The sequence below is a fragment of the Roseiarcus fermentans genome (genome assembly GCF_003315135.1).
GTDB lineage: Bacteria > Pseudomonadota > Alphaproteobacteria > Rhizobiales > Beijerinckiaceae > Roseiarcus > Roseiarcus fermentans.
The window spans coordinates 1-16,892 of the sequence record NZ_QNRK01000059.1 but is presented as its reverse complement, the minus strand read 5'-3'; the positions used below and the strand labels follow the sequence as shown (position 1 = coordinate 16,892).

General features: G+C 70.4%; 29 protein-coding genes and 1 riboswitch. Of the genes, 1 reads left to right on the top strand and 28 read right to left on the bottom strand.

What is annotated here, in order from left to right; translation table 11 throughout:
• Window positions 1-129: 129 nt before the first annotated feature.
• Window positions 130-224, bottom strand: a riboswitch (glycine riboswitch).
• 54 nt (window positions 225-278) lie between these two features.
• The 27 genes from DFR50_RS30335 to DFR50_RS30210 all read right to left on the bottom strand — a co-directional run bounded on the left by DFR50_RS30335 (window position 279) and on the right by DFR50_RS30210 (window position 15,599).
• The gene (locus DFR50_RS30335) at window positions 279-938 is read right to left on the bottom strand and encodes a hypothetical protein (protein WP_113893960.1); all 660 of its coding nucleotides are present in this window, start codon (window positions 936-938) and stop codon (window positions 279-281) included.
• A gap of 40 nt (window positions 939-978) precedes the next feature.
• Window positions 979-1,500, bottom strand: coding sequence for an invasion associated locus B family protein (locus tag DFR50_RS30330; protein ID WP_113893959.1), 522 nt, complete (start codon window positions 1,498-1,500; stop codon window positions 979-981).
• Between the two features lie 180 nt (window positions 1,501-1,680).
• The gene (locus tag DFR50_RS30325) at window positions 1,681-2,685 is read right to left on the bottom strand and encodes a tyrosine-type recombinase/integrase (RefSeq protein ID WP_113893957.1); all 1,005 of its coding nucleotides are present in this window, start codon (window positions 2,683-2,685) and stop codon (window positions 1,681-1,683) included.
• A gap of 157 nt (window positions 2,686-2,842) precedes the next feature.
• On the bottom strand, window positions 2,843-3,184 hold the full coding sequence (locus DFR50_RS30320; protein ID WP_113893955.1) for a hypothetical protein: 342 nt from the start codon (window positions 3,182-3,184) through the stop codon (window positions 2,843-2,845).
• 23 nt (window positions 3,185-3,207) lie between these two features.
• Window positions 3,208-3,819 (bottom strand): ASCH domain-containing protein, encoded by a 612-nt coding sequence (locus tag DFR50_RS32710; RefSeq protein WP_210209088.1) that lies wholly within the window; start codon window positions 3,817-3,819, stop codon window positions 3,208-3,210.
• Window positions 3,816-4,163 (bottom strand): DUF4031 domain-containing protein, encoded by a 348-nt coding sequence (locus tag DFR50_RS30310; RefSeq protein WP_113893953.1) that lies wholly within the window; start codon window positions 4,161-4,163, stop codon window positions 3,816-3,818. The genes DFR50_RS32710 and DFR50_RS30310 overlap by 4 nt, the downstream gene beginning before the upstream one ends.
• The gene (locus DFR50_RS30305) at window positions 4,160-4,402 is read right to left on the bottom strand and encodes a hypothetical protein (RefSeq protein WP_147262980.1); all 243 of its coding nucleotides are present in this window, start codon (window positions 4,400-4,402) and stop codon (window positions 4,160-4,162) included. The genes DFR50_RS30310 and DFR50_RS30305 overlap by 4 nt, the downstream gene beginning before the upstream one ends.
• Window positions 4,395-4,622, bottom strand: coding sequence for a hypothetical protein (locus tag DFR50_RS30300; protein WP_113893949.1), 228 nt, complete (start codon window positions 4,620-4,622; stop codon window positions 4,395-4,397). Before DFR50_RS30300 ends, DFR50_RS30305 begins: the two co-directional genes overlap by 8 nt.
• Before the next feature lie 16 nt (window positions 4,623-4,638).
• Entirely contained in the window at window positions 4,639-5,199 is a 561-nt protein-coding gene (locus tag DFR50_RS30295) for a metal-dependent phosphohydrolase (RefSeq protein WP_113893947.1), read from the bottom strand.
• A complete protein-coding gene (locus DFR50_RS33505; RefSeq protein WP_342634592.1) occupies window positions 5,200-5,850 on the bottom strand; it encodes a DNA cytosine methyltransferase in 651 nt (216 codons plus the stop codon).
• Window positions 5,837-6,979, bottom strand: a complete 1,143-nt coding sequence (locus DFR50_RS33500; RefSeq protein WP_342634591.1) for a DNA cytosine methyltransferase — start codon at window positions 6,977-6,979, stop codon at window positions 5,837-5,839. Before DFR50_RS33500 ends, DFR50_RS33505 begins: the two co-directional genes overlap by 14 nt.
• On the bottom strand, window positions 6,976-7,326 hold the full coding sequence (locus DFR50_RS30285; RefSeq protein WP_113893945.1) for a DUF4326 domain-containing protein: 351 nt from the start codon (window positions 7,324-7,326) through the stop codon (window positions 6,976-6,978). Before DFR50_RS30285 ends, DFR50_RS33500 begins: the two co-directional genes overlap by 4 nt.
• Complete coding sequence (locus DFR50_RS30280) at window positions 7,323-7,802, bottom strand: hypothetical protein (RefSeq protein ID WP_113893943.1); 480 nt, start codon at window positions 7,800-7,802, stop codon at window positions 7,323-7,325. The genes DFR50_RS30285 and DFR50_RS30280 overlap by 4 nt, the downstream gene beginning before the upstream one ends.
• On the bottom strand, window positions 7,799-7,993 hold the full coding sequence (locus DFR50_RS30275; protein WP_113893942.1) for a hypothetical protein: 195 nt from the start codon (window positions 7,991-7,993) through the stop codon (window positions 7,799-7,801). The genes DFR50_RS30280 and DFR50_RS30275 overlap by 4 nt, the downstream gene beginning before the upstream one ends.
• Before the next feature lie 14 nt (window positions 7,994-8,007).
• Window positions 8,008-8,484 (bottom strand): single-stranded DNA-binding protein, encoded by a 477-nt coding sequence (ssb, locus tag DFR50_RS30270; RefSeq protein ID WP_113893940.1) that lies wholly within the window; start codon window positions 8,482-8,484, stop codon window positions 8,008-8,010.
• 14 nt (window positions 8,485-8,498) lie between these two features.
• A complete protein-coding gene (locus DFR50_RS30265; protein ID WP_113893938.1) occupies window positions 8,499-9,692 on the bottom strand; it encodes a phage Gp37/Gp68 family protein in 1,194 nt (397 codons plus the stop codon).
• Window positions 9,693-9,822: 130 nt separating this feature from the next.
• Window positions 9,823-10,176, bottom strand: a complete 354-nt coding sequence (locus DFR50_RS30260) for a hypothetical protein (protein WP_147262979.1) — start codon at window positions 10,174-10,176, stop codon at window positions 9,823-9,825.
• Entirely contained in the window at window positions 10,173-10,745 is a 573-nt protein-coding gene (locus DFR50_RS30255) for a hypothetical protein (RefSeq protein ID WP_113893934.1), read from the bottom strand. Before DFR50_RS30255 ends, DFR50_RS30260 begins: the two co-directional genes overlap by 4 nt.
• Window positions 10,742-10,993, bottom strand: a complete 252-nt coding sequence (locus DFR50_RS30250) for a hypothetical protein (RefSeq protein ID WP_113893932.1) — start codon at window positions 10,991-10,993, stop codon at window positions 10,742-10,744. Before DFR50_RS30250 ends, DFR50_RS30255 begins: the two co-directional genes overlap by 4 nt.
• Before the next feature lie 83 nt (window positions 10,994-11,076).
• Window positions 11,077-12,213, bottom strand: a complete 1,137-nt coding sequence (gene dnaN / locus DFR50_RS30245) for a DNA polymerase III subunit beta (protein WP_113893930.1) — start codon at window positions 12,211-12,213, stop codon at window positions 11,077-11,079.
• 5 nt (window positions 12,214-12,218) lie between these two features.
• Window positions 12,219-12,671, bottom strand: coding sequence for a hypothetical protein (locus tag DFR50_RS30240; protein ID WP_113893928.1), 453 nt, complete (start codon window positions 12,669-12,671; stop codon window positions 12,219-12,221).
• Window positions 12,672-12,827: 156 nt separating this feature from the next.
• Window positions 12,828-13,805: a DUF2303 family protein gene (locus tag DFR50_RS30235; RefSeq protein ID WP_113893926.1), complete on the bottom strand. Its 978-nt coding sequence runs from the start codon at window positions 13,803-13,805 to the stop codon at window positions 12,828-12,830.
• Window positions 13,806-13,920: 115 nt separating this feature from the next.
• Window positions 13,921-14,274, bottom strand: coding sequence for a hypothetical protein (locus DFR50_RS30230; protein WP_113893924.1), 354 nt, complete (start codon window positions 14,272-14,274; stop codon window positions 13,921-13,923).
• Window positions 14,271-14,546: a hypothetical protein gene (locus tag DFR50_RS30225; RefSeq protein ID WP_113893921.1), complete on the bottom strand. Its 276-nt coding sequence runs from the start codon at window positions 14,544-14,546 to the stop codon at window positions 14,271-14,273. The genes DFR50_RS30230 and DFR50_RS30225 overlap by 4 nt, the downstream gene beginning before the upstream one ends.
• A complete protein-coding gene (locus DFR50_RS30220) occupies window positions 14,543-14,764 on the bottom strand; it encodes a hypothetical protein (RefSeq protein ID WP_113893919.1) in 222 nt (73 codons plus the stop codon). Before DFR50_RS30220 ends, DFR50_RS30225 begins: the two co-directional genes overlap by 4 nt.
• Window positions 14,761-15,192: a hypothetical protein gene (locus DFR50_RS30215; RefSeq protein WP_113893917.1), complete on the bottom strand. Its 432-nt coding sequence runs from the start codon at window positions 15,190-15,192 to the stop codon at window positions 14,761-14,763. Before DFR50_RS30215 ends, DFR50_RS30220 begins: the two co-directional genes overlap by 4 nt.
• Complete coding sequence (locus DFR50_RS30210; protein ID WP_113893916.1) at window positions 15,189-15,599, bottom strand: hypothetical protein; 411 nt, start codon at window positions 15,597-15,599, stop codon at window positions 15,189-15,191. The genes DFR50_RS30215 and DFR50_RS30210 overlap by 4 nt, the downstream gene beginning before the upstream one ends.
• Window positions 15,600-15,689: 90 nt before the next feature.
• On the opposite strand from DFR50_RS30210, the gene DFR50_RS30205 reads away from it, so the two are divergent.
• Window positions 15,690-15,908: a hypothetical protein gene (locus DFR50_RS30205; protein ID WP_113893914.1), complete on the top strand. Its 219-nt coding sequence runs from the start codon at window positions 15,690-15,692 to the stop codon at window positions 15,906-15,908.
• Here DFR50_RS30205 and DFR50_RS30200 read toward each other — a convergent pair.
• Window positions 15,898-16,335 (bottom strand): primase-like DNA-binding domain-containing protein, encoded by a 438-nt coding sequence (locus DFR50_RS30200; RefSeq protein WP_147262978.1) that lies wholly within the window; start codon window positions 16,333-16,335, stop codon window positions 15,898-15,900. The genes DFR50_RS30205 and DFR50_RS30200 overlap by 11 nt on opposite strands.
• Window positions 16,336-16,892 lie beyond the last annotated feature (557 nt).

Here is a 16,892-nt window from a genome sequence, read left to right as displayed (position 1 = left end):
GCCGGGTCCGGCGGACGGTCCGATTCGGCGCCCCCTCTGTCGCGGGACCTGAGAGATTTCCCGCCTTTCGGCGGCTACCCCCGTCGGTGGACGCGAACCCGACGGGCGCGCGCCGCTTTCCAGAGCGTCATCACTTCAGCGGTCCTGGTGGCCTGAGCGTTTCCGGGGCGGTTGCGCCTTCGGCGCCGGCGGCTCGCGCCGACGGACTCTTCCGCGAAGTGTCTTCGACTGACGATGAGGGAGCTAGCCTGACGGCCGGGGCTTTGTCAACGCGCCGCTCAGCCGGCGGCCTTGCGCCTGTGGGCGCGCGGCGCGGCGGCGCCGCCGCCCTCGAACCCGACCGAGATCGAATAGACGTTGATCAGCTGGAGCGTCGGCATCGGGACCACGATCGGGTCGGCGACAATCCGGAACTGACCGGAGCTCGTCGCGTCGGCGGTCGCCTCGATCTTGTAGGTCTTGGAGTAGACCTGCTTCTTGGTGGCGTCCTCGGTCACGGCGATTCGCAACGGGACGCTGTAGGCGCCGGGAGAGCCGGCCGGTCCGATCACCAGATTGCCCGCGACGCCGATCTTGATCGCGGCCTGCCCGGGGCCGGCGGGATCGCACTCACGCGCGGTTTCGCTGATGTTGAACTGGTAGCGCACCGATGAATTCTCGGCGCCGCCGACCCGATAGGCCGAGCCGCCCTCGGCGATGTCAATCTCGGGACAATTGATGTCGGCCGAGACGACCGGCAGCGCCACCTGTTTCTCGGCCGGGTTGCCGGAAACCTGCGCCACGGGGCGCGGATTGGCGCCCTGCATCAGCTGCTGGGTCCCCGGATCGGAATGCGGCAGGAGGCTCTCGACGGAACTGCAGCCGGCGAGCGCGCCGAGCGTCGCCAAAGCGAGGAGCGGACGAACAAGGGTCTTGCGCATGGCGACGCCCACGGTCACGAGAAGAGTCGATTGGTCGGGTGTTACGGCGCCGCCGCGGTCAAGGCAATTGCTCGTAGGTTTCCTTGAAGCCGGACAGCGGCGCTGGCACGCCGACGCCCTGCTCGGGGGTCTGGAAGACCCCGAGCGTGGCCGTCTTGCCGGATTTCAGCTTGTCGATCAGCTTGTCGTCGAGCGCGAGCTGGGCGATGCAGCCGTTGGCGAGGCACTGCAGGAAGTTGAGCCGGCCCGCATCCTCGCCGTCGATTCTGAGGCTCACCCCGGCGGGCAGCAGAATGCCGAGCGGGGCGATCACGCGCATCAGCCGCGCCTTGCGGTCGGCCGTGTTCAGGATGATGACGACCATGGTCAGATTGGGCCGGTCCTGGTCGACGACGCTGAGCACGGCGGCGCACTGCTCGTAGGACGCTCCGGGCGGCGTTTCGCAGCGCGTCTCCCAGTCGCCGTGTTTCGTCCGAATCGTCCCTTGCGCGTGCGCGCCGACGGAGGCGCAGAGCGTCGCAGCGATCAGGCCGAGGCAGGCGACGAGGCGGGAAGATCCGCACGACCGTCTTGCGTTCATCGACGCCGGAATCCTTTTGTCATGGAAGGGGATCAGCCACGCCCTAGCAAGCGATCGCGCCGGCTGCAACCCGGTCGCTCGGTCCCAACGACTTCGGGAGGGTGGAGATGGTGGGCGCTAGAGGGATTGAACCTCTGACCCCTACCATGTCAAGGAAATACTTGCCTTTGTTTTTATTGATCATTTCGCTTTCCGCACGGGTTTCACACGTTTCGGCGTCGGCAGGAGGTCGCTCTTCCGGCTCTCCTCGCTGACGTCGAAGTGTTCGTAGACGCGGGCGGCGTTGTGGGATTTCCACAAGCCCGTGGCGACGAGGGCGCTCGTGTCGGCCCCCGTCTGGCGGCGGCGCCAGACGGCGTGGGTGTGGCGGAGAACGTGGAAGGCGGACCCTGGCGGCAGGGCGACGCCCGAGCGCTTTTCGGCGGTCGTCAGCATCGCGTAAAGCCGGCCGTGCTTGGCGAGGCCGAAGACGCGCTTTTTCGTCCGGTCGAGGTTCGCCATCGCCGTGACGACGATCGTCGGCAGGTTGACGGCGATCGGCAGGCCGTTCTTGGTGATCCCGATCACGGCCGAGCGCGCCTCGAGGTCGACGTCGCGCCATTGCAGCCGGAGCGCCTCGCTGAGGCGCGGGCCGCAGTAGAGCAGGAACGTCATCAGGGCGCCGAGCCGGGCGTCCGTCGCGGTCGCCGCGTCGAGCAGCGCGAACGCCTCGTCCTGGCCGAGGTAGACGACCCGCCCCGCCTTCGGCGCCGGCGGCCGGGCGACGATCGGGCGAAAGCCGGAATGCTTCAGGATCGCCAGCGTCGGCGTGTAGACGAGCCGGTTGTTCGTCTGGGGCTTGCGGTCGGGGCCGAGCACGGCGGCGGCCTCGTCGAGCGCGGCCTGGCCGATCGCGTCGACCGGCGTCTCGCCGAAATGCGCGATGAGCGGCGCGAGGAACAGCCGGCTCCGGCCGGACTGCATGTAGCTGATCGCGGCCTCGGCGAAGGTCAGCCGCCCGGCGGGCGCCCCTGCGCCGGAAAGGGCAAGACGGTGGGCTTCGTCTCGCCACGCGGCGAGCAGCTCGCGCGCCTTCCGGCGGTCGCCAGTCTGAGCGCTTCGGTCAAGGTAGACCCCGAATTCCGTCCCGCGGACCCGGTAATGCGGCGACCGGCCGGGCTTCGGCTCGACGAGCTTGTACGGCATCGCATGGCCTCTCTGAGCGCGTGGAGCGCGGCCTCATCAAAGAGCTTCGTCCGGCCTATTTTCAAGTAGGGGATGTCCTTCCCGGACAGGAATTCGGACAGCACGCGCGGGCTGACGTGGAACTCGGCGGCGACCTCGGCGAGGGTCAGCGGGCTGCTCATTCGAAGAGCCCTCCGGCCGGGTCCGCAGGCCTGACGATCGCCGGGTCTCCGGCGGTCCGCTCGAAGAGGCCGCCCGCGCCGCGGCTCTTCCTAGCTGGGTCAGCGGCCCATTCATCAAGTTCTTTCTTGCACGCAAGGGACTTCTGTTCGTCCCCGGCGATCTTCCAGACGATTGCCCACAAGGCATTCGCGCCACGGTAGTAGCGGGGAACATCTGGCATCGTGACGGAACAGAACCTGGCCAGGGAATCGACGTGATCCATCATTTCGAGGATCTCATCCCTCTCGTCGCGCGACAGGATCAGGTCGCCGACGCCGATGACGCTCTCGCGGCTCATTGGTCAAGACTCCGCGGCGAAATCTACGGGAGGAACGGCGCTTTCCCGTTCCACGATGCTCCGGAACAGCGTCCACGCTTCTTGTTCGAGGGCGGCGATTCTCGCGGCCTGCCCCGCCGGCGCCCGCATCCACTTCGCCGGAGCCGGGACGTCCGCCGGGTCGCCGGCGGTCCACTCGAAGAGGCCGAGCGCGCCGGCGCCCGCATCCACTTCGCCGGAGCCGGGACGTCCGCCGGGTCGCCGGCGGTCCACTCGAAGAGGCCGAGCGCGCCGCGGCAGGGGATGAAGGCGCAGGGCTCGGGTTTTTCCAGCACGAGGCCGCGCGGGCCGAAGAACCACGGCGAGCCCGATTTCGTGACGATCCCGCCGAAGGCGACCGCGCCGACGATTCCTCCGCGCGCGAGGTCCGCCGGCGGCGGACAGGGGACGCCGAGCTCGGCCATGAACGCGGCGGCCTCCTCGTATTCGTCGCGGGTCATCCCCTTGGCCGCATGGATCGCGAGGCGCTCGACGCCGGAAAAGTTCATGTGGCGAATCGACGCGGCCGAGCGGTTCTCGATCGTCTTGCCGCCGTGGAGGATCGCCCAGGCCCACGGCTGGCGGACGGAAAGCGCGAGGCGGGGCAGCGGGCTCATTGCGCGCGCCCGGCGCGAATCGCCCGGCACTCGGCGACGGCGTCGAGTTTGCGTTCGCCGAGGGCGCGGCGCTTCGGGTCGCCGGAGGCCATGTCGAGCCGGGCGCAATGCTCGAGCGGGCCGAACTTGTCCGTCAAGATCGCGCCGCAGCGCAGCGCCTCTGCCTTCTTCGTGAGCGCGATGTCGAAGTGGACCCACGAGGCCTTCGGCGGCTGTTGCAGCCATCGGCGGGCGACGCTGATCCGGTCGGCCATCGCCAGCAGCTCGTCGAGAGAATCGGCCCACATGTGGCACATCACCATGCGGCCGAAGGGGTGGCGGACGTCGTCGACGTAGACGGTCATTGCAGTCTCCCCGGCTGGACGACCTGTCCTCCGCCGCGCGCCGCGGCGACGAGGGCGGCGAGGACGTCGTCGAGACCCCGCTCGCCATAGGCGGCGATCGTCAGGCCGCCGCCGATGCCGATCATCGCCGCGCCGATCTGGCCGTCGTCGAAGCCGCCGCGGCGGAGGTCGCCGATCGCCGCGCCGAACACGGCCGCGAGCGTGCGCGCCTCGGCCGGGCTGGTCATGCGCTCAGCCACGGGCGGCCCCTCCGTCCCCGCCGCCGAGGGCGAACTTGTCGAGGCGGAGGCTGAGGCGGCGGCGCGCGCGGGCCTCGGCGAGCGACTTGCCCTTCTCGGCGTCGAACGTGGTCCGGCTGGTGACGCTGACGCCGACGCCGAACTGACCGTCGCGCTCGGCGACGCAGACGACCACCGGCAGGCGGCCGAGGCGGAAGAAGTGGGTGACGTCTTCGGGCATTCGTCCTTGTCCTTCTTCAGCCATCGACCTTCCCCCGCGTGAGCCAGTCGAACCGCAGGAGAAACCGCGCTTTCGCCTCGGCCGGCGGCAGGAATTCGAGCTTGACGTCCGCCGGCGCGGCCTCGACGCTCCAGGCGTCGTGGTTCTGCATCGCCTGGTGCTGCTCGGCGATCAGCATCGCCATGTCGGCCGCCTTGACCGCGTCGGGGATCGGGAACGGCAGCCCGAATCGGGCGAAGATCGCCGCCTCGACGCGGCGCTCGATCGCCTTGTATTGCGGCAGGAGCGTCTTCAGCGGACGCGAGACGTCGCCGAGGAAGGCTTCCGAGGCGTCGTGCATCAGGCCGGCGAGCGCGAGCTCCGCCGGGACGATCCGGCTGACGTGGACGCAGTGCTCGGCGACCGAATAGAACTTTGCGCACTGGCCGGCGAAGCGGCAGACCATCGACAGGCCATGCGCGATGTCGTCGAGCGTGAAGGCGCTCCGCTCCGGCGCGAGGAAGTCGAAATAGGCGCCGCTCCTGACGAGGATCGTCGGGCCGACGATCGTCCTGACGCCGTCGAGTGGGTCGGTCATTTAAGCTGTCTCCAGAAGCGGCGCGGGTCTTGGCGCGCGGCGGGGTTTTTCCGCCTGCGTCGCGGCCGGGCGGTAATTGGCGGCGACGAGGGCTTTCGCCACGACGGGCGAAACGGAATTGCCGCACTTGGCGATGGCGCTCGCCTGCGTCAGCCGCCGGCCGTCCGGGCCGGTCGAGATGTCGTAGGAATCGGGGAACCCCTGCGCGCGGAAAAGTTCGCGCGGGGTGAGCATGCGCATGCCGATGTCGGCGATGACCCAGGGCTCGCCGGCGACGGTGACGAGGCCGAAGCGGTCGCGGGTCGGGACGGTGTGGAGCGGCTCGGAGCACGGCAGGCCGTCCGTCTCGTTGCCGTAATATTTGATCAGGAAGGCGCGCACCTCGGCGCTGTGGCAGCCCTGCGCCGTGACGGTCGGATGCGGATCCTCGACGTCGCGCGAGCGCCGGTCGGACCCTCTCATCGACACGAGGCCGGCCGAGACGGAAGCGCAGTCGTCAAGCGGCGCTCGACGACTGGCGTCGGCGGCTCGCCCCTCGCCCCGGCCCTCTCCCCCGCTCCCGCGGGGCGCGAGGGGGACGACGACGGCGGCCTGGGTGCAGCCCTTCTGGACGATGGTCGAGACGGGCGTCCGCGCGTCATGGCCGACCATGCCGCCATTGTGCTGCGCCAGAAACGCGGCGACCAGGTTGATGTGCGCGCCGCCGCTCGTGATCGTGTGCGTCGGCTCGTTCGCGCCGTTGTGGGGCTTTTGCGAGTTCCGCATGGTCATGAGATGGGCGGCGACGAGGGCGTTCGTGTCCTTCGTCGAGGCGCAGATCGTGTGCAGGGGCGCGTCGGCCGGGCGGTTCGCGCCGCCCTGCTGGCCGTAGGAGACGATCGGGGCGACGAGGCCGGCGGCAGGCGTGGGCGCCGGTGACGGTCTTGAAGGGCTCGCCGATTCCCTGGCCGCGAAACTCTGCGCCGGCGTGGTTGATCGTCACCACGAACGGCTCGGCGGCGTCGATCACGTAGCGCTTCACGCCCTTGGCGATCCGCGCCATCGTGGCTGAAGCGAGCGGGCGCTTGACGCCGACCGTCTTCGCCTCCGCCGCGGTCAGGAAGATGCTCGGGCAGGGCAGCGCCCAGTCCAGAATTTCCGCCGCGGTGCGCCACGGCGCGAGAGCGCCGCACTTGACGGCTTCCGACTTCGGGTCGCCGTGGGTCGGCTTCGGCCAGACGATTTTTTCGCCGTCGCGGCGCGCGATCAGGAAGAGGCGTTTTCGGATCGTCGGCGCGCCGAAATCGCAGGCGCGGAGTTCCCGGTGCTCGACCCTGTAGCCGAGGCGCCTGAGTTCCCCGATCCAGCGGGCGAAGGTCTCGCCCCGGCGGGCGGGGTCGGGCTTCTGGTCCTCGCCCAGCGGTCCCCAGGTGCGGAATTCCTCGACGTTCTCCAGAAGGATCACGCGCGGCCGGACCTGCTTCGCCCAGCGCACCACCACCCACGCGAGGTCGCGGACGCCGCGGCTGACGGGCTTGCCGCCCTTGGCCTTGGAAAAGTGCTTGCAGTCGGGAGACGCCCACATCAGGCCGACCGGGCGGTTTCTGGTCGCGGCGACGGGGTCGACCTGCCAGACGTTGGCGGCGAGGTGGATCGTCTCGGGATGGTTCGCCGCGTGCATGGCGATGGCTTCGGCGTCGTGGTTGATCGCGATGTCGGGCGCGCGCCCGAGCGCCATCGCGATGCCGAGGCTCGCGCCGCCGCCGCCGGCGAAGCTGTCGACGATGAGTTCTCCGATCATTGGGCGTTCGCCAGTTCGATGAGGACGTCGGCGTGGCAGGGCGCGCCGGGGGCGCACCAGCAGGCGAGGTTCTTGCCGGCGAGCTCGGCGAGCATCTCGCGGCCGGATGCGCGATGGCATTCGAGGCGGCGATCCCAGATCTCGCGATAGGCCGAAACGGCGTCCTCGGCGGTGATCGCGGGAATGTGGCGGCCCGCGCTCTCGAAGGCTGGAGCGACCTTGTACGGGTTGCCCCACTTCGACGGCCTCGCGACCACGACGGCCGCGAGGCCGTTGACCTCGCGCGACCATCGTTGCAGGTCGAAGCCGCGCTTGCGGCTGAGCTGGAGGCGGACGGGCGCGGTCATCGGGCCGCCTCGAAAGGTCGGCGTCCCGCACCCTCACCCTGCCCGCTTCGCGGGCTCTCCCGCAAGGGGAGAGGGGCGTCCCCCATCTCGTCGCGGGCGGCGAGCATCACGAGGCGCTGGTGGATCGTGCGCTTCGTGCGCGGGTGGCCGAAGCGTTCGGTGGCCGCCGCCGCGATCCGCGTCGTGCCGAGCCCGTCGACGCGCAGCCGGGTGATAAAGGCGTCCTCGTCCGGCCCGAACGGCTTGACGATTTTTCCGTTGCGGATCGCGACCGTCGTGCGCGCCGGTCCCGGCGCCTGGAGGCCGGCGACGTACATGAACGAGCAGACCGCGCTCGGGTGCTTGCCGATCGCCTTGGCGATCGTGCACGATTTCAGGCCGGCTTCCGCCATCTCGACGATCCGGTCGCGGTCGTGGTCGGAGAGGCCGGACGTGACGGCGACGCCGGCGACGGTGTGCGGGACGGGCGCGTTCATTTGACGGTGATCTCCACCGATAGGTTAGCGAAGTTGCGCGTGTCGACCTCGACGGTTTCGACGTTGAGGCGCGCTTCCTCCTGAAGCTCGAGCAGGACCGCCTGCATGCGCTTCTCGGCGGCCTTCACGAGCTTCTCCTGGCGGGGCGTCATCTCGCCGCCGACGAGGAGGGGATGGGCGTAGAGCTTCATCGCGCCGGCCTCATCTAGAAGGGGATTTCGTCGTCGATCTGGGGCCCGCCGAGCGCCTGGCTGCGCGTCATGCCGGTCGCGCCGGCGCCGGCCGCCGGGGCGACGTCGCGGGAGCGCTCGTCGTCGTCGATCGGCCGGGCGGCCTGGGTCGTCAGAAGCAGAATCTCGCCGCGGAAGGCGGAGAGCACGACCTCGGTCGTCCAGCGGTCCTGGCCGGAAGAATCCTGCCACTTGCGGGTGCGCATCTGGCCCTCGACGAAAGCCTTCGAGCCCTTCTTCAGATACTGCTCGGCGATCTTGCCGAGCGCCTCGTTGAAGACGACGACGTTATGCCACTCGGTCTTCTCCTTGCGGTCGCCGGTGGTCTTGTCGCGCCAGCTCTCCGACGTGGCGAGCGAGAAGGTCACGACCCGCTGGCCGCCGGCGCTGGTCCGGACTTCGGGATCCTTGCCGAGGTTGCCGATCAGGAGAACCTTGTTCAGTCCGGACATTTCTGGGGGTCCTTTCATAGGGGGAAGGCGGAGTGTTCGGCGCCGTCGAGCGCTCGGCCGGCGCGGCGCTTGCCGAGGCGGTTCACGCGGACGACCCGATCGCCATGGAAGCCCTGGCCGCCGGCGAGGTTCAGCCATTGGCCGTTCGGGGTCTCGTGCAGGACCTTGCCGCAGCGCCGCCAGTCGGGGTCGTCGTGGTCGCGGTCGAAGACCGTCGCCCACTCGCCGTGCTGCTTGAAGAAGAACGGGACGCCCGCGCTGGCGCACTGGTCGCGAAGGCCGCGCGCCCAGTCCGGGTGCATCGGTCGCGCGCCGGGGCCGCTCTCGCCGCCGGCGATCACCCAGTCGAGCGTGCCGCCGCCGTGGATCAGACCGACGTCGACGCTGCCGAGTCTCTCCCCACCGGCGTTCCGCGCCTCGGCGTCATATCGTCCGCGAAGCGCGTCAAGCCACATCGTGTCGACGGCGTCGATCGGCCAGTGGGGATCTGGGTGGCCGCCGCAATCTTTGAAGTCATCGGTGTCCTCGCCGATGCGATCGAGCCGGACCGGCCCGAGCAGCGGCTCGCAGCTCACGAACCGCACGGCCGCCGGCGTCGCGAGCAGGTCGGGCACGCGCGCGTCGGCCTCCTGCTGCCGCTCGGCCGAGACGCCGAGCCAGACGTTCGGCAGCGGCCATGCGCGCAATTTCAGGTCGTCGGGCCGATCGATGTCGCCGACGGTTTCGACCGGCCAGTCGTCGCCGGGCGCGGTCTTCCGGTCGAGCCAGAGATCGACGCACTTTCGCGCGATCATCCGGTCCCGCTCGCCGGACGCCCATTCCCGCATGCGCCGGGAGCGCTTCGTGAGCACGAGGAAGGAATGGGCGGGGCTCAGCGCCATCACCGCGAAGACGAGGTCGATCCATGCGTCCGGCACGGCCTCGTGAAACAGGTCGCCCATGGAATCGACGAAGACGCGGCGCGGCTTTCGCCATGCGAGCGGATCGAGCAGGGCGTCGTCGGACAGCCCGACGCTTCCCGTCCAGACCGGGTTTCCGTTGACGGTCCGCGTCGTGCCTTCGTAGTGCGGCGTCTTCGGGTTGCCGTCGAGCAGGCGCGCGGCCTGGCGCATGGCGTAGCAGTTCGCGCAGCCGGGGCTGACGACGCTGCAGCCGACGATCGGGTTCCACGTTGCGTCGGCCCATTCGATGGCGGTGGCGTCGGCCATGGCGGGACAGTCCTTCTTCTGGCGTTTCGGGCCCTCACCCTGGCCGCTTCGCGGCCTGTCCCTCTCCCGCCATAGGGCGTTCGGAAGAACGCCCGTCTTTCGACGGGCTATGGCGGGAGAGGGTGGGTGTTCAGTCGTGGAGGCCGCCGAGGTCGGCGACGGCGGCGACCGGGGCGGGCTCGGGCGCGAGGCGGTGGAAGCGGCCGTCGAGAAATTCGGCGAGCGGGCGCAACCAGGTGTGCAGGCCGGCCGGGTCTTCGTTCAGGCCGGCGTAGCGGTAGAGGACGCCGCGCGAGACGTTGGCCTCGATCGTGCAGAAGCCGACGATCGCGTAGACGTGGCCGGTCTTCGCGTGACGCCAGAGCGAGCCCTGCGGCGGCTCGGCGGCGCGGGTCGGGCGAACGCCGCTCCCGGTCGTCGGAACGGGAGGTTTCTGGCCGGGCGTCGGGCCGGGCTTCGGCTGGTGGCCATGCAAGACAGTCATCGGGTCACTCCCATCAGGGCGCCAATCTGGTCGAGGGCGACGCGCAGGCGGTCGGTCAGCACCGCGTCGGCGCGCCACGGGGTGGCGAGCTCGGGCACGAGCGCGCGGCAGTCGCGCAGCGCCCCGCCCGCGATCACGATTCTCACGACGAGCGGCCATGCGTGCGGGCCGACCCGGGTCTCGGCCGCGCGCAGACGGTCGCGGGCGTGGAGGGCCGCTTCCGACTGCGGCAGGCCGGGGCGCGGGCCGAAGGCGCCGCCGGGGCCGCCGGCGAGGTCGACCGACTTCGGGCCGACGATCTGCGCCCGATGGTGCGTGCGGCGCAGCGCCTCGCCGGTGAGCCAGCGGATGTCGTTGAGTTTTGGATCGTGCGGCGCGAGCACGCGGTTCGCCCGCATCAGATCGAACGGCTCGAGCAGGCGGCGGCTGCGCCCCTCGCCGCGCGCGAGGACCGCTCCGGCCTCGCGGGCGCGGGCGCGCCGCTCGGGCGTCGCGTCGACGGGGTGATCGGCCGACGCGGCGGGTCTGGTTCTCGCCGCCTTGCCGGATTTGCGGGGCTTCGCGCTCACGAGTAGGGGTTCTCCTCGTTGTCGACGTCGGCGGTCGCCGGCCCGGGCCGGGGCGTCTCGCCGCGCAGCTCGCGCGCGAAGGCGACGATCTCGGCGATCATGAACGGCTCGTGGTTCGCCCAGAGGATCCGGCCGGACTGGCCGCGGGCGCCGTGGGCGGCGCGCAGGTCGAGCGTCGGCGAGCCGTGCGCCTTGATGCGATCGAGCAGAGCGCGGGCGCGTTCCGTATCGGTGGGCGGGCTGGACATGGGACCTCTCGCAAGATAGGCGTTTGTGAACCCTCACCCTGGTGCTTCGCGCCTGTCCCTCTCCCGCAAGGGAGAGGGAGGGGTCAGACCCTCAGAGGCATGATGACGACGAGGAGGCGGCGGCTGGTTTCGGACGCGCCCTCGGCGGTCAGCACCGCGGGCGAACCGGGATCGTTCATCGCGAGGCTCACCAGCTCGGCCGAGAAGGCGGCGAGCGCCTCGAGCACGTACTTTGCGTTGAAGCCGATCGTGACCTCGTGGCCCCTGACGTCGGCCTCGATCGAGGTCAGGGCCGATCCGGCGTCGGGGTTGTTGACCGAAATCTCGACCGCGGACGTCCCCAGACTCGACCCGTCGTCGAACACGAATTTCGTCGCGTGCGCCTTGGTCTCGGCGACCGGCAGCGCGAGGTCGATCGCGTCGCGGAATTTTTCGCGGTCGACGGTCGCCGTGGTGGTCGCCTCGGCCGGGATGATTCTGGCGTAGTCGGGGAACGTGCCGTCGATCAGCTTCGTGGTCAGCGAGCACGCGCCGATCGTCAGCCGTATCCGTTCGGGCGAGAGCGCGATCGTCGCGACCTCGCCGTCCTTCGCTTCGCTCGCGCGCCGGGCGAACTCTTTTATCGCCGCCGTCGGGACGATGACGCTCGGCGCGGCCTCAGAACCCTTCGGCATTGGCGTCGCGGTGCGCGCGAGACGGTGGCCGTCGGTGGCGACGAAGCGCAGATCCTCGCCGGTGAAGTGCCAGTAGACGCCGTTCAGATAGTAGCGCGTCTCTTCCGACGAGATGGCGAAGGCCGTCTCGGCGATCATGCCCGCCAGAATCGCCGGCTCCAGCGTGAATTTGTGGGCGAAGTCCCTGGCGCCGAGGCGCGGGAAATCGTCGGCCGGCAGGGTCTGCAGCACGAAGCGGCTTCGGCCGGAGCGCAGCGTCGCCTTGCCGTCCGACACCTCGATCGAGACGAGGGCGTCGCCCGGTAGCTTTTTCAGGACGTCGAGCAAAGTCGACGCCGGCAGGCAGGCCGCGCCGTCGGCGCCGCCATCGACGGCGAGGGACACCTCGGCCTCGCGGTCGAGGTCGTCGGCGACGATCGTCGCCCGGCCGCCCGCGACCTGGACGAGGACGTGGGCAAGGACGGGGATGGTCGAGCGCGCCGGCGCGACGCGCGCGACGGGCGCGAGGGCTGCGAGCAGCGGCTTGACGGGAGACGTGAGCTTCATCGGCGTCACACGCCCCGATCGGCGTCGACGTCGGCTTCGGCGAGCTTGAGGTCGGCGAGCTGGTGGGAGAGGCCCAAAATGGTCGACTTGTAGCGGGCCTCCATCGCCTTCGATGCGTCCGCGGCGTCGCGCCAGAAGATGGCCGAGGCTTCCGCCTCCTTGACGCGCTGAAAGAGGTCGGCGCGCTCCTGCTCGACGAAGGCGAGGCGCTCGCGCAGCCAGGAGACGACGTTCTCGGAGGGCTCCTGCGCGTCGGGGTGCGAGGCGAGCGCCGCCGCCATGCGGCCGGCGGCTTCGGCGCGGGCGGCGTCGATCGGGGTTTCAGCGCCGGGGCGCGTCGCGGAGAACGCCGCGGCGCGGGGGTTCGGGCCGCGCCGGGCGGCCAGCAGCTCCGAGGGGAGCTTTATGCGCGGCGCGTCGGCGGCGAGCGGGGCGGCTGTGGGTTGCTTCTTCGCCATGGCGGAAAATCCTTGTGTTCGAAACTCGGATGGGTTCGGCGTTGCGGACCCTCACCCTGGCCGCTTCGCGGCCTGTCCCTATCCCGGCATAGGGCGTCCGGAAGGACGCCCGTCTCTCGACGGGCTATGGGGAGAGGGGATCGCGGCGGCGGATGGTCAGGAAGAGGCTTCGGGGGCGCCTTCGAACGCGTCGAGCCCGGTCTGGGTCGCGGCGGTGGCGAAGTCGGTCGCGACGCGGCGGCGCAGAACCTCTTCCCATTGGTAGAGCTCGTAGAACCACAGCACCGCGCCATCCTTCAGCCGGTAGCGCAGGCGGGCGACGATCGAGACGAGGCCGCCGTCGACGAACGCCGGCAACCGCAGCATGAAGAGGCCGGGGATGTGCAGTTCGCCGCCGGCGGCGTCGCGATGCTCGGTCTCGAAGGTCAGCGAGACTTCGCCGGTCTGGAGGCGGACGGCGTTCTTGACCTTCGAGCCGACGTTGACCTCGAGGCCGCGGGCGAGGTCGACGAGATCGGTCGGGACCGCGAAGCGCGTCTTGAACAGGGTCTCGAACTGCTCGCGCTCCTGGTCGGTCGCGACGGAAAGATCGGCGATCCGGTCCTCGACGAAGGCGGCGAACTCGGCCTGGCCGAACGGCTTGCCGTTCAGCTTGATCCACTCCTCGAATTCGGGCGTGACCGGGAATGAATATTTGGCGCGGTGCTGGCCGAAGCGCGGGCTTCCGGCCTTCTGGTGATAGTCGAACACGGCGAGCAGGTGCGGCTCGGGCCAGCGGGTGCGGGCGAACAGGACCGAATGCGCGTCCTTGTGGCGATCGACCAGGGCGATGAAGCTGGCCAGCGTCGTCGCCTGCGCCGTGCCGGTGCGGCGGGCGGGGGATTCGCGCCACTTCTCGAACTCGGCCTTGAGGTCGAGGAACTTCGCCTTGTCGCCGTCGAGGATCGCGACGGGGACCTGGTTCGGCAGGCCCGGGTCGGCGATCAGCGCCGGCAGTTGGGAGACACCCAGCGTGATCGCGCCGGCCGCCTGGGCGGCGAGGCCGGCGACGAGCGCGGTCGTCTCGCCGATGCCGCGGTCGACCGATCCGCCTGGCGGGACGGATGCGGATTTCACCTTGTCGTCGTAGGCCATGGGGTCAAAAGTCCTTTCGGTGGGGACGGGAAACGGAGGGTTCGGCGTTGCGGACCCTCACCCTGCCCGCTTCGCGGGCTGTCCCTCTCCCGTGAACGGGAGAGGGGAGTGCGGATCAGCTTGCGGCGTCGCGCTTCGTGGGCGAGGCTGCGTCGCGCGGGCCGGAGAACATGTCGGTCTGGCTGGGGTGCTGGAGGCTGAGCCCGCCCTCGGCGGCGAACAGGGTGGTCGAGCCCACGCCCTTTTCCTCCGGCAGCTTGACGGTCGCCTTCGGGCGGATCTCGATCCGGTCGCCGGCGCGCTGCAATTCGAGCGTCACGGTGAGGCTGGCCTTGGCCTTCTCGTCGGGCGAGGCGTTCAGGGCCTCGAGGCAGTCGGCGAGCTTCTGGTCGAGCCGCTCGGTCAGCCGCCCGCGGGCGCAGAGTTCGATGACGGTGCGGAAGTCGCGAATGATTCTGGGCGGGCTCATGGATTTGACCACCTTTCGTGGACGCCGGAATTGAGGAGGAAGCGGACCGTCTCGGGCACGTCCGGGCCGAGGCCGCCGATCATGCCGACCGCGCGGACGAGGCCGCAGGCGACGAGGTTTCGGGTCTCCGGGTCCGCCCCGTGCGTCTCGACGGCGTCGGCGACGGCGGCGAGCACGCGGGCCGCGAGGTCCTCGACGGCCTCGCACTGGGCGATTTCGGGCAGGGAGAGCGGCGCGGGGCGTCCTTCGACGGGATCGGGATGAGGGCTCATGCGACCCTCGCTTTCGCCGCGCGCTTCTCGGCCTCGATCGCGAGGCTTTTTCGGGCGTTCCGTTCGGCGAACTCTCGCGCGCCGCGCTCGGTGAACCGGTCCGGCTTCAGGACCGCCGTGCCGACGCCGAGCAGGTCGCCGCTCTCGATCGCGCACAGAACGATCGGCAGGCCGTCGATCCGGTGGAAGTGGACGATTTCGTCGGGCGCGGCGCTCATGGGGAGACCCCGGCGACATCGGCGTTGCGGACCCTCACCCTGGCGCTTCGCGCCTGTCCCTCTCCCGCCAAAGCCCGTCGAGAGACGGGCGTCCTTCCGGACGCCCTGTGGCGGGCGAGGGTGGCGCGCACCTTCTGGCGGCGGAGGATTTCGAGGGCGGCGGCGAGGCCGGGGGCGGTGAGGGCCCAGCGGGGGTTCTGGCCGTCGGCGTCGGCGGCGCGGTGCAGGAGGCCGCGGCGGGCGGCGGCGTGCAGCGTCTGGGTCGCGTGGGAGCGGGGGCGATCGCCGGAACGCCACGGGCCGTGGCCGGTCGGGCTCGTCAGCGGATGGGCGAAGGCGTCCTCGAGGAGGGCGAGGCAGGCCGGGTTCAGGCCTGCGAGGGCGTCGCGGCGGCGCCAGTGGCCGCAGGCGTAGACGGCGCCGGTCACGCCGCATCTCCGCCGGTCGCCGAGGCCGGGCGCAGCGCGCAGTCGGCGGCGTTGAGGCGGCGGACGCGCAGGTCGATGCGCCCTTCCGGGGAAGCCGAGGCGGCGGCGATGGCCGCGTCGATCGCGTCGACGGCGGCGAAGCAGCGGTCGGCGAGCGGGGCGTAAGCGCGGTCGCCGCCGGTCGCCTCGATCGTCGTGGCGTGGGTGGCGAGCGTCTCGAGCTCGAGGGCGACGAGGCCGGCGTTCCCGAGCCGGCCGGCGCTCAGGAAACGGCGGGCGTCGCTGCGGAGCAGGAAATAGGCGCGCAACGACCGGTCGAGGTCGGACCGGCCGGCGTGGGCTTGGGCGGCGAGGAAGGCTTGGCCGGCGGCGGGGCCGCCGGGAATCGCGGAAGCGAGCGGGATCATGCCGAAACTCCCTGTCTCATCGGGATGCGCCCGGCTTGCGCGGGGCGGGGAAGGGCTGCATGCTGGCGCGCGCTGGAAGAGGGGCGCGCGATGGCTGGAAAATGTCCGAACGCCGATTGCCGGAGCGAAGTCGGCCGGCTGGTGTGCGAGAAGGTTCCGGTCGTCGAGGACGGATCGGAGGTCGAGGCGGGCGTCCTGTTGCTCTGCCCGCACTGCCGGACGATTCTCGGCGCGGCGATGGACCCGCGCGAATTCACGGACGACATGATCCGAGAAATCGGGGAGAGGATCGACCGGATCACGCGCTGATCCCGCCGAGCCGCGCCAGAAGGTCGTCCAGGGCGATTTGCGCGCGGTTGAGCGCGGCGAGCGCCTCCTGCTTCGCGCGGACGGCGGCGGCGAGCGCCTCCGTCGTGACGGCGGCCGGCGGCTCCGGCCCGTCGCGCAGGGCGATGCCGAGCCAGGCGCGAACGTCCCCGTCCGAACGCTGAAACCGCCGGCGCATCTCGCGGCCGAAACGGGTCTCGTGCATCGGGAACACGTCGTTTTCGGCCGCCCAGGACCGGAACGCGACGTAGAGCGCGCGCGCCGGGACGCTCGTCCCCGGCGTCACGCGGACGCACGCCGCGATGAAGCGGGCGATGGTGTCCGAGGGGGCGGCGGAGGGTGTGTGCAGGCCGGCGAGGAAGGCTTGGCCGGCGGAGGCCGGGGGGCAATCGGGGGTGGGCTGGAGCATGGCGGCCTCGTCTCGGCGCGCCGTTTCCGTCAGCGCGACCAAGGCCCAAGAATACGCAACGGATTGTCCGTGTCAATACAGAACGGATTATTTTTTCGCGAGGCGATACGCACGTCCGCCCGACCAAAGGCGTAGGGCGCGGGACCTCGGCGTCAGGATCGGCGGAAACGGGCGGCGATCGGCACACCGCGCCGTCGACCTCATGGTTGCATGAGAAAGCGGGCGGTTTCAGCCTGTCAAGGGGCGACGCCGGCCTTCGGCCGCGCGCGAAGCGCGCCCTTGACAGGCTGAACCCGCCCGCCAGAACGCCGCCATGAGGCCGACGGCGCTTCCCGCGCGGGTCAGGTCCGGAGCGCCGCGCAATGTTCCCGCGTCCGGTTGTGGCAAGCCCGCTTCCGTTACGGAAATTGAAAGCTGATTTATTTTTTCACAGCCCCTTGACAAGTGGGGGGGGGGTGGGGGGGGGGGTTATAACAAATAAAAACTTGTAAGCGAGCTTGCAAAACGGGGCCCAAAGGGGGAAAAAACCGGGGCGGGGGGGGAAAAATGGCAGAGGG

Excerpts from the sequence above, each read along its gene's own strand:
- DFR50_RS30220 (WP_113893919.1), bottom strand. The coding sequence starts at position 14,764 with ATGAGCGCCGCGCCCGACGAAATCGTCCACTTCCACCGGATCGACGGC.
- DFR50_RS30205 (WP_113893914.1), top strand. The coding sequence starts at position 15,690 with ATGGCTGGAAAATGTCCGAACGCCGATTGCCGGAGCGAAGTCGGCCGG.
- ssb (WP_113893940.1), bottom strand. The coding sequence starts at position 8,484 with ATGTCCGGACTGAACAAGGTTCTCCTGATCGGCAACCTCGGCAAGGAT.
- DFR50_RS30285 (WP_113893945.1), bottom strand. The coding sequence starts at position 7,326 with ATGACCGCGCCCGTCCGCCTCCAGCTCAGCCGCAAGCGCGGCTTCGAC.
- DFR50_RS30260 (WP_147262979.1), bottom strand. The coding sequence starts at position 10,176 with ATGACTGTCTTGCATGGCCACCAGCCGAAGCCCGGCCCGACGCCCGGC.
- DFR50_RS30295 (WP_113893947.1), bottom strand. The coding sequence starts at position 5,199 with ATGACCGACCCACTCGACGGCGTCAGGACGATCGTCGGCCCGACGATC.
- DFR50_RS30330 (WP_113893959.1), bottom strand. The coding sequence starts at position 1,500 with ATGAACGCAAGACGGTCGTGCGGATCTTCCCGCCTCGTCGCCTGCCTC.
- DFR50_RS30325 (WP_113893957.1), bottom strand. The coding sequence starts at position 2,685 with ATGCCGTACAAGCTCGTCGAGCCGAAGCCCGGCCGGTCGCCGCATTAC.
- DFR50_RS30225 (WP_113893921.1), bottom strand. The coding sequence starts at position 14,546 with ATGAGCCCTCATCCCGATCCCGTCGAAGGACGCCCCGCGCCGCTCTCC.
- DFR50_RS32710 (WP_210209088.1), bottom strand. The coding sequence starts at position 3,819 with ATGAGCCCGCTGCCCCGCCTCGCGCTTTCCGTCCGCCAGCCGTGGGCC.
- DFR50_RS30310 (WP_113893953.1), bottom strand. The coding sequence starts at position 4,163 with ATGACCGTCTACGTCGACGACGTCCGCCACCCCTTCGGCCGCATGGTG.
- DFR50_RS30280 (WP_113893943.1), bottom strand. The coding sequence starts at position 7,802 with ATGAACGCGCCCGTCCCGCACACCGTCGCCGGCGTCGCCGTCACGTCC.
- DFR50_RS30230 (WP_113893924.1), bottom strand. The coding sequence starts at position 14,274 with ATGAGCCCGCCCAGAATCATTCGCGACTTCCGCACCGTCATCGAACTC.
- DFR50_RS30250 (WP_113893932.1), bottom strand. The coding sequence starts at position 10,993 with ATGTCCAGCCCGCCCACCGATACGGAACGCGCCCGCGCTCTGCTCGAT.
- DFR50_RS30265 (WP_113893938.1), bottom strand. The coding sequence starts at position 9,692 with ATGGCCGACGCCACCGCCATCGAATGGGCCGACGCAACGTGGAACCCG.
- DFR50_RS33500 (WP_342634591.1), bottom strand. The coding sequence starts at position 6,979 with ATGATCGGAGAACTCATCGTCGACAGCTTCGCCGGCGGCGGCGGCGCG.
- DFR50_RS30275 (WP_113893942.1), bottom strand. The coding sequence starts at position 7,993 with ATGAAGCTCTACGCCCATCCCCTCCTCGTCGGCGGCGAGATGACGCCC.
- DFR50_RS30320 (WP_113893955.1), bottom strand. The coding sequence starts at position 3,184 with ATGAGCCGCGAGAGCGTCATCGGCGTCGGCGACCTGATCCTGTCGCGC.
- dnaN (WP_113893930.1), bottom strand. The coding sequence starts at position 12,213 with ATGAAGCTCACGTCTCCCGTCAAGCCGCTGCTCGCAGCCCTCGCGCCC.
- DFR50_RS33505 (WP_342634592.1), bottom strand. The coding sequence starts at position 5,850 with ATGGTCGGCCATGACGCGCGGACGCCCGTCTCGACCATCGTCCAGAAG.
- DFR50_RS30200 (WP_147262978.1), bottom strand. The coding sequence starts at position 16,335 with ATGCTCCAGCCCACCCCCGATTGCCCCCCGGCCTCCGCCGGCCAAGCC.
- DFR50_RS30240 (WP_113893928.1), bottom strand. The coding sequence starts at position 12,671 with ATGGCGAAGAAGCAACCCACAGCCGCCCCGCTCGCCGCCGACGCGCCG.
- DFR50_RS30210 (WP_113893916.1), bottom strand. The coding sequence starts at position 15,599 with ATGATCCCGCTCGCTTCCGCGATTCCCGGCGGCCCCGCCGCCGGCCAA.
- DFR50_RS30235 (WP_113893926.1), bottom strand. The coding sequence starts at position 13,805 with ATGGCCTACGACGACAAGGTGAAATCCGCATCCGTCCCGCCAGGCGGA.
- DFR50_RS30300 (WP_113893949.1), bottom strand. The coding sequence starts at position 4,622 with ATGCCCGAAGACGTCACCCACTTCTTCCGCCTCGGCCGCCTGCCGGTG.